Annotated in this window: 9 protein-coding genes and 1 pseudogene; 4 read left to right on the top strand and 6 right to left on the bottom strand. The window is 59.8% G+C overall.

Translation table 11 applies throughout. The features are described from left to right. The coding region (gene rlmM / locus HSS18214_RS0105535) for a 23S rRNA (cytidine(2498)-2'-O)-methyltransferase RlmM (protein WP_016914311.1) at positions 1 to 807 on the top strand (807 nt) is incomplete at its 5' end. A gap of 30 nt (positions 808 to 837) precedes the next feature. Here rlmM and HSS18214_RS0105530 read toward each other — a convergent pair. Then, positions 838 to 1,125: an antibiotic biosynthesis monooxygenase family protein gene (locus tag HSS18214_RS0105530; RefSeq protein WP_016914310.1), complete on the bottom strand. Its 288-nt coding sequence runs from the start codon at positions 1,123 to 1,125 to the stop codon at positions 838 to 840. A 28-nt stretch (positions 1,126 to 1,153) separates the two neighbouring features. Between HSS18214_RS0105530 and tusA the strand changes: the two genes are divergently transcribed. After that, a complete protein-coding gene (tusA, locus tag HSS18214_RS0105525; RefSeq protein WP_016914309.1) occupies positions 1,154 to 1,405 on the top strand; it encodes a sulfurtransferase TusA in 252 nt (83 codons plus the stop codon). 60 nt (positions 1,406 to 1,465) lie between these two features. On the opposite strand, the gene HSS18214_RS0105520 is transcribed toward tusA, so the two are convergent. From HSS18214_RS0105520 to HSS18214_RS0105510, 3 genes are all read right to left on the bottom strand, one after another. Next, positions 1,466 to 2,173 carry a hypothetical protein gene (locus tag HSS18214_RS0105520; protein ID WP_016914308.1) on the bottom strand — a complete coding sequence of 236 codons (708 nt, stop codon included), beginning with the start codon at positions 2,171 to 2,173 and terminating at the stop codon, positions 1,466 to 1,468. Between the two features lie 112 nt (positions 2,174 to 2,285). After that, positions 2,286 to 3,299 carry a DUF3080 family protein gene (locus HSS18214_RS0105515; protein WP_016914307.1) on the bottom strand — a complete coding sequence of 338 codons (1,014 nt, stop codon included), beginning with the start codon at positions 3,297 to 3,299 and terminating at the stop codon, positions 2,286 to 2,288. A 4-nt stretch (positions 3,300 to 3,303) separates the two neighbouring features. Beyond that, on the bottom strand, positions 3,304 to 4,722 hold the full coding sequence (locus tag HSS18214_RS0105510; RefSeq protein WP_016914306.1) for an MATE family efflux transporter: 1,419 nt from the start codon (positions 4,720 to 4,722) through the stop codon (positions 3,304 to 3,306). 137 nt (positions 4,723 to 4,859) lie between these two features. Between HSS18214_RS0105510 and HSS18214_RS0105505 the strand changes: the two genes are divergently transcribed. Next, positions 4,860 to 5,441 (top strand): elongation factor P hydroxylase, encoded by a 582-nt coding sequence (locus tag HSS18214_RS0105505; RefSeq protein ID WP_016914305.1) that lies wholly within the window; start codon positions 4,860 to 4,862, stop codon positions 5,439 to 5,441. On the opposite strand, the gene HSS18214_RS0105500 is transcribed toward HSS18214_RS0105505, so the two are convergent. Then, positions 5,438 to 5,917, bottom strand: coding sequence for a hypothetical protein (locus HSS18214_RS0105500; RefSeq protein WP_016914304.1), 480 nt, complete (start codon positions 5,915 to 5,917; stop codon positions 5,438 to 5,440). The genes HSS18214_RS0105505 and HSS18214_RS0105500 overlap by 4 nt on opposite strands. Before the next feature lie 14 nt (positions 5,918 to 5,931). Next, on the bottom strand, positions 5,932 to 6,792 hold the full coding sequence (locus HSS18214_RS0105495) for a TatD family hydrolase (protein ID WP_016914303.1): 861 nt from the start codon (positions 6,790 to 6,792) through the stop codon (positions 5,932 to 5,934). Positions 6,793 to 7,046: 254 nt separating this feature from the next. Between HSS18214_RS0105495 and HSS18214_RS17880 the strand changes: the two are divergent. Beyond that, a pseudogene (locus HSS18214_RS17880) lies at positions 7,047 to 7,754 on the top strand (ABC transporter substrate-binding protein); the annotation flags it as partial. Positions 7,755 to 8,432: the final 678 nt, after the last annotated feature.

Raw genomic sequence — 8,432 nt, 5'->3', positions numbered from 1 at the left:
CTGACCGCCATTCTCGATCAGGTCAAAGCCAGCCGTTGGAGCTTTGAAGAGATTTGGCACGAAACACCGGATACCAACGATGGCAAAGCGCTGTCGGGGTTGATCAAGGCGCTCACTCGCCCGCTGCAAAACACGCTGAAAAAGCGCGGGGCGCTGCGCGGCAAGGCTGGCGGAAGGCGGCTGCATATTTTCTGGACGGACGGAGACCGTGTGCAGCTCGGCATGAGCTTCCCTGACAATCGTAGCGAACTGTTGAACGGAATCCGGCGGCTACGCTTTCCGTCCCGTGCGCCAAGCCGCTCGACGCTGAAACTGGAAGAGGCCTGGCACGAATTCATTCCACGCGATCAGTGGGATACTCGCCTGGCGGAGCACATGCAGGCAGCCGACCTGGGGGCGGCGCCAGGCGGCTGGACATGGCAGCTGGTGCAGCGGGGCATGTACGTCTATGCCATCGATAACGGGCCCATGGACAAAGCCCTGATGGCGACTGGTCAGATCGACCACCTGCGTGAAGACGGCTTTACCTGGGAGCCCCCTCAGCGGCTGGATTGGCTGGTGTGCGACATCGTGGACAAGCCTGTACGGGTATTGGCCATGGTAGAGCGTTGGTTGACGCGTAAATGGTGTCGTGAGGCTATCTTCAACTTGAAGCTGCCCATGAAGAAACGCTGGGATGAAGTGACGCGCTGCCTGACGACGCTGGAAGCCTCGTTGGCGTCAGCGGGGGTAAGCGCTAAAATAAGCTGCCGTCACCTCTACCATGATCGGGAAGAGGTGACGGTGCATGTCAGGTTGCTACACTGAGAAGGTGTGCTTGACTGGCTGAACGCTCGCCTAGTACCCCGGCTCATAGATACGAATGGCCTCATCTTCGGTGAGAAGGGGCAGAATGCGCTGCATGGCCATGGCGCGCGCTTCGCTGGCGTGCCACTCTTTCCAGGCGCGCAGGTCACGCCATTTGGTGATCATCAGCCGACGGTCGGTGTGGCCGCGCTCTACCAGCGTTTCACCACCAACGAAGCCACGAATGCCCAATGATACGCGCATGGCTTCGCGTGCGGCCTGCTCGTATTCATCTTCCAGGCCGGGCATGATGCGTCGTTCAATGATGACTTTTATCATAGTGTCTGTTTCCTAACCGAGAGAGTCGATGACTGATCCTACACAAGCCCCCAGTGCTTTCGATGCCGAATTGGACACCACCGGGCTGTACTGCCCAGAGCCCATCATGCTGATGCACAACAAGGTGCGTGACATGGCGTCGGGCCAGGTGCTGAAGGTCATGGCGACGGACCCTGCGACGACACGCGATGTCCCCAAGTTTTGCCAATTCCTGGGGCACGAGCTTATCGAGCAACAGGGCTCAGACGACCACTACGTCTACTTTATCCGTTTGGCGTGATACTGGGGAGCCCCGGCAAGGCATGCATAGACCATGGTGCAATGCCTTGCCGGGATGGCTTCAAGAGCGATCGTCGCTGTCGGAGATCACCATCATGGCCAATGCTTCCAGTGTGGCGGGGTCCTCTTCGAGGATACGATTAGCGATGTGGCGCTGGAAGAAATAGACGGTGTGATGGCGCGAGTGGGCGTCATACAGGCAGTTATCACCCAGCAGGATCGGCATCAGAGTGGCTTTTTGCTCGTCAGCCAGCAGCGCGTCGACGCTGCCGTCGCTGTACAGGCGCCATCCGTAGACCGGCTTCATGTGCCAAGGAGCATTGGGCCGGTTCATGCACAATGCATGGGTTCCCAGGGTATCGGGAAGCTGCTGGATCAGCGTCACTTCACCGGATGCCTCATACTCGAAATAGCCTGCAGCCGCGACCAGTTCGTCGTACTTGTGGTCGGGGGGGGCATCGAAGATTTCATCGGTTTCGGGATCACGGTAACCGACGAAGCAACCGCTTTCCTCGCTGTCCAGCTCATGGCAGGCTGCCAGAGACTCCATCCAGGGTACCAGCCCGGTAATGCTGCCATCTTCTCTCAAGCCCCAGGCCAGAATGGGGAGACCATAGTAGGTGTCGGGACTCGCAGCGAGCTGGTAAACCATTTCCAATCCGTCCAGCTCCGGAGCCAGGCGAACGAGACATTTTCGCGCCTGCTGACGCTGACGCACGGTATCCAGGTCGATGACCTGGGCAGAGCGAGTTGACAGGGGTGAGCCCATGGTGTCCCTCCTTGTACTGCGTGGTCACGACATTGGCAGACAGTGATTTTCATCTGCCGCTACCTTCACCAATAGCACACCTTGTCTGGAAGGTTAAGCATGGCGAGCATATTTAATGCTGTGTGCAGGGCGCCAGGGTAAGCGCCCACTGACGATGATGCGCCAGAGCCCGTTGAAACTGCTGCCAGGGGGCCTCCGGGTTCTGCATGTCGAGCCAGGCCTGCTGGTAGTCAGACACCGCTGGTGGTGGGCTGACGGCATGGGTATCGAAAAGGCTATTCACCGCCACCAGCCACTGCTCTGCGCGTTGCTCCAGTTGGTCTACCCAGCCAGGCAGGGCTTCTGACCAACAGCTGCTCCCTGCGTCTGGTTCGGTCTGCGCGATGGCCGCGTTTAGCTCGTTCAGGCGCTGCTCAGCCAGCAGCAAGGCGCGCAGCACTTCGGCGGTCAGCGGGCGCTGCTGGAGCGTTTTGAGATGGTTTTCCAGAGTCGAGGAGTCGTGTTGCCAGGCCTGATTGAACTGCTGGGTAATCATCTGCTCAAGATAATCCAGTGCTGCCCGCTGTTCTGCCCAGTCTTGATCGGGGAGCGTGTGCAGAGGGTGACTGGCGCGGGCGAAGCTCTTCTCCCACTCTTCCGAGGCAAAGATGGCGTTCCAGGTCGCAAAGGGCAGCTGCTTGGTTTTGAGCTGGGTCAGCTGTGCCAGGCGATGGGCGTCATCGTCACCCAGCCGTTCAGGAATATCGCTGTTCCAGCAGTGATCCAGGCGTTGCCACAGCGTGCGCTCGTAGATCCATTGCTGGCTGGGCGGTGCGACACGGCCTAGCTGATTGTTTCTGGCAGCAATCAGGGAGGTGATCTGACACTCGCGTAACGCATAGATATTGAGCATGCCTTCGCGTATCGCCGGCAGTTCGATCACGCGCTGGCGTCGGTCGGGAAAGGCGCCTATGTTACGGGGCTGCTGGCGTTCAGGAGCGGAAATGCCGAGCTCCTCGGCAGTCGAACGCTGGTAGGCCACCCAGGCCTCGTCCGCGCTGTTGTCGCCGCAGCCAGCCAGCACCAGGCTGGCCGACATGACGACGGGCATCACGAGGCATGAGCGGTAGAAACTTGAAGGCCGCATGGGGTCACTCCCGTTGACTGATTCGATGTAATCGCCAAGCCAGCAAGATGGCCGCTGTCGTGAGCCCTGCAATCAGGCCGATCCAGTAGCCGTGTACCCCCAGCGGCTGTGACTCGCCGCCGATGCCATAGGTTCCCAGCCAGTGACCGCCCCCCAGCCCGACGATCCAGTAGGAAAGGACGGTGATCACCATGACGATGCGGGTATCCTTGTAGCCTCGCAGCGCGCCGGCCAGATTCACTTGCAGCGAGTCCGACAGCTGAAAGATGACCGCCAGAGCGATGATCGTGAGCGCCAGGGCCTGAATGTCGCTATTGGAGGTATACAGGCTGATGACCGGTGCGGCAGTGAACCAGAGCAGCGTGCTGTTGAACGCGGCGACGATCACGCTGATCACGACACCGTTCCAGGCAACCTTGCGGGCCAGGGAAAGGCGCTGCTGCCCCAGCGTATTACCGACACGCACCGTCAGTGCCATGCTCAGTGACATGGGCAGCATGAACAGGATCGAGGTATAGCTCAGCGCGATCTGGTGAGCCCCCACGGTCACTTCACCAAGGCTGGCAATGAACAGGGCGATCAGTGTGAACAGCGTCACCTCGACAAAAATCGCGACGCCGATGGGCACCCCGACCACGAGCAGCTCACGCACGCCCGACCACTGCGGCCAGGTGGCGCCATGCCACAAGGAAACGCTACGGTACACCGTGCCACGGCGTGTGTAGAGTGCCATGGCAATGACCATGGTCCACATGGAGAAGGCCGTGGCAATGCCACAGCCAAAGGCGCCCAGCGCGGGTAGTTGCTGCAGCGTATCAGGCAGTGAGGCGCCGAACAGGCTGACCAGCCCATCCCCCCCGTAGATCAGTACATAGTTGCTGGGAATATTGACGGCCAGGCCAATCAGGCTGATCCACAAGGCTGGCCGGGTATGGTTCATGCCATCCGAAAACGCTCTCAATGCCTGAAATAGCGCGATGCCTGGCATGCCGAAGGCCACCGCGCTCAGGTAAGCAGCCGACTCGGTGGCCACTGCCGGTGGCACGTTCATCAGCTCGAAGATCGGCATGACGGCCGTGCGCAGCAGCAGGGCGGCCAGCAGGCCCAGCGCCAGCGCCACCCAGAGCGCCTGATGCACGGCGGGGCGAATGGCGCCGTTGCGTTGGCCTCCCAGCAGTTGGGCCACGATGGGCGTCAGCCCCATCAGCGTGCCGGTCATGAACAGCATCAGAGGCATCCACAGGCTGGAGCCTACCGACACCGCTGCCAGCGACGTGGCATCATGTCGTCCAGTCATCATCACATCGACGACGCTCATGCCTGCCTGAGCAAGCTGTGCACCACAGATAGGCAGCGCCAGGGCCATGAGTGTGCGTGTTTCAGGCCAGTAAATTTTCTTGATATCGCTAGTGAAGCCGCCCAAGGTATGGTTCCTATTTAGCAAAGAGACCCAGGAAAAGGCGATAGAGTAGCAGGAGTCGCTATACCTTGCGCTCTCCTCTTTAGCCAAGGATGGGTCCCTCGTTATACTAGTGCAACGTTCATGAATGAGATAACGGTGTGACTGACCCGCAAGAGCGCTGGACGCTCGACGATATTACTGCGCTGTTTGATGGGGTGTTTGCAGACCACTATCAGACTCGGCTGATTCGCGGTGGCGATGAGCCGCTTTACCGCCCGATGAGTGAGCAAACGCCTTACCATCAGGTGATCTTTGCACGAGGCTATTTTGCCAGTGCGTTACATGAGATCAGCCACTGGTGCATCGCAGGCGCAAAACGCCGCCAGTGGGAAGATTATGGCTACTGGTATTACCCGGACGGGCGCACGGCGGAACAGCAACAGGCATTCGAACAGGCCGAAGTGGCCCCCCAGGCGTTGGAGCAACTGTTTACCCAGGCGTGTGGACGTACGTTCCATGTCAGTGTGGACAATCTGGGCGGTGCGGGCGAGGTGGACCGGGAGGCTTTCGCAAGACGCGTGGCAGCGAGGGCCGAGCGCTATCGGCAAGAGGGACTGCCCCTGCGCGCCAATGCGTTTCGGACGGCATTGGCGCGCTACTATCAGCACCAGGACACGCTGGAGCAGGCGATTCGGCAGGGGCACCGCCTGCTGGACGATGCCCTGGTGAAGGAGGGTTAGTCAGCCTCGGACAACTGCTGATGCAGGGTCAGCATGACCTCGATTTCGTGCTCGGGGCGCATGGGTTCGAGACCAAGGTCGTTGAAGGTATCACTGCGCAGGCGGTGCCATTCGCTTGAACTGAGGGTTTCATACAGCACTTGTGCGGGCGCCAGCTCCACAAAAGGGTCCAGCCCGTAGGTGTCGAACAAGCGGGCAAGGGCGGCCTCATCTTCGCCGTTGTCGCTGGTGTACAGCGTGGCCGAGAAATGGTCGTTCTCCAGCTCGCGGATCACATCCAGCGGGCTGACCCCCAGACTCTCCAGCTCTTCGATGCTGTAAGCCCCCATGACATTGCTGTCCTCGGTAATCCAGCTGTCATCCGGCTGGATCAAGGTCTGCTTGATGCGCCCATCGGGCAGTGACCATGCAATCGACAGCGGCAAGCCATTGTCTTCACCTATCTCTATGGCAATAAAACCGGGGTAGTCGGCCATGGTTGTTGTTCCTTCTAGGTATCCGTGTCGATACGGAAAAATTGCAGGGCGGTCCGGGTGGTCGCCGCCGCGAGTTCAGTGTCACTTACCTGATGCCAACGAGCAATCTCCTGCACGATCCAGGGCAGCAGGGCAGGCTCATGGCGTCTGCCTTTCAGCTTGGCGGGCAAATTACGGGGCAGCAAGTAAGGGCAGTCGGTTTCGACCATCAATCGATCCAGCGGGATCTCGCGCACCAGGTCACGCAGGTGATGCCCGCGCCGCTCGTCACAGATCCAGCCCGTCAAGCCGATGTGCAGGTCCAGCTCCAGATAGCCCCGCAGCGTTTCACGGTCTGCGGTAAAGCAGTGGATCACCGCGTGGCTGATATCGTCGCGCCAGTGGTGCAGGATCTCACGCATGCGTTGGCCTGCATCACGCTCATGAAGAAACAGCGGTAGCCCGGATGCCGCCGCCAGGGCCAACTGCGCTTCAAAGGCGCGCTCCTGCTCCTGCGGTGTGGAAAAGTTGCGGTTGAAGTCGAGCCCGCACTCACCGACCGCGACCACCTCGGGCAGTGTATAGAGGTCGCCCAGCGCCTGCGCCACGTCTTCGCTCCAGCCGCTGGCATCATGGGGATGCACCCCCGCAGTGGCGTACAGCCCCGCAAACTGCCGAGCCATCTCGACGGCCTGCCTGGCGTGGGCGACATCCGTTCCCGTGACGATCATTCTGGTCACGTTGGCGGCTCGGGCTCTGGCGATTACGTCGCTCAAGTCGCGCTGAAAGCTCTCATGGGTCAGGTTGGCGCCAATATCGACCAGCGGTGTGCTGGGGCGAAACTGTAGCGCTTCAGGTAACGCGTCGTGTGCTTGCTGAGTCGCCAATGTGGTCATCTCTCCTGTGGGCCAGTGGCCCCATTGTAACGCTGGTGCCGCTTGGCTCGCCAACGCAAGCCGCCATGAACGTGGCAAGGATCACACTGCAAATGGCACGAATTGCAAAAAAACTGGCTCAATAGGTAAACAGTGCAGGCCTGTTTGCTCTTACCATGAAAATGAGTCACCGCCATGCCCGTGATTCAATGAGTGAAGGCGCAACGCCAGCGTTGTGATTTTCACCTCAATAACAACAATAGCGAGGTACCCTCATGCCGTTATCACGTCGTTTCACCCTGTCTGCGTTAGCCTCTGCGGTGGTTGCTGCAGGCTTCGTTCCTTTCGTTGCCGCCCATGAAGGGATTTCTGATAACGAAATCCGCATTGGCTATCTGGCCGATATGTCAGGCGTTTACCGCGATCCTATCGGTCCTCTGGGGCTCGATGCCATTCAGATGGCGATCGAGGATGTTGGCGGCAGTGTCAACGGTGCGGATATCGTGGTGTTCAGTGCCGATGATCGTAACAGCCCTGACGTGGGCTCCAGCGTGGTGCGTGAATGGATCGATGAGCGCAACGTCGATATGGTCACGGGCCTGGTGGCATCATCGGTCACGTTGGCAGCCGTGAGTCTGCTGCAGGAGGCCGACAAGCTGGGGCTGGTGAATGGTGCCGTCTCCTCCGGCGTGACCAACGAACACTGCTCTACGAATCATATTCACTGGGTGTATGACACCTGGGCAATGTCGAACGGCACCGCCAAAGCCATTACCGAAGAAGGCTACAAAAACTGGTACTTGTTGAGTGCCGATTACTCTTTTGGTCATGCGTTGGAAGCAGACGTCGAGCGCGTGGTCACTGAAAACGGTGGCACCATCGTAGGGCGTGCGCGTCATCCATTCCCCAATAACGACTTTTCATCGTTCATGTTACAGGCGCAGGCCTCCGGTGCTGACGTCATTGCGTTGAATAAGGCGGGCGTGCGCCAGGAAAAGCCTGGTTGCTTGGGAAGCCATGCGAATGCATGGCGGAAACTGCGAGGTGAAACCCAGTGGGTGACAGTCCCACCCGGCCAAGGTTAGCCACCAGCCGGTAGTGAGTCTTGCGTGGTGTCGGGCAACCGCCACTGCGAAGCGTAGACAACGAGTGCATAGGCCGTGCGATAGAGCACCGAAATTATTGAATCGAGATCGCCGACATCTCTGCCCGTAATGGAAGGCAACACCAACCCGCCGAACAGGCTTGGCGGCGAGGGATCTCCGGTGTCAGAGAGCAGGGCATGTGCACACAGGGGTTTCCCAGGAACCTGGGAGGCCCGCCTTTCTCCCCCGAAAGGCAATGGCACAGGCACGGGGCTGCCTGCGGCGAAAGCCCCCGGTCCGACGCTGTCGTGCCTGGCGGCGCCGGAAGCGAACAGCAGGCACTCAGGGGGTACGGTCAGGTGACCACCAGGAGCCGACCGGAAGGAAAGGCGGGAGTCGGAGTCGCTCATAGTACCGAGGAAGGCGGGGAACCGGCTCGACGGGACCCGTTGGAGGGAAGGGGCGGCCAATCATCAGAACCGCAAGAGGGAAACATGGCAGGTGCACAGGAACCTGAGGTCATGTCCACGAAACAAATGCGGATAGCAGCGCTGGCAGAGCGCTTCCCGCAGCGTG

Source organism: Vreelandella stevensii S18214 (assembly GCF_000275725.1).
Lineage (GTDB): Bacteria > Pseudomonadota > Gammaproteobacteria > Pseudomonadales > Halomonadaceae > Vreelandella > Vreelandella stevensii.
Note: the sequence above shows the minus strand (reverse complement) of the source record. Positions and strands in the feature narration are given on the sequence as shown.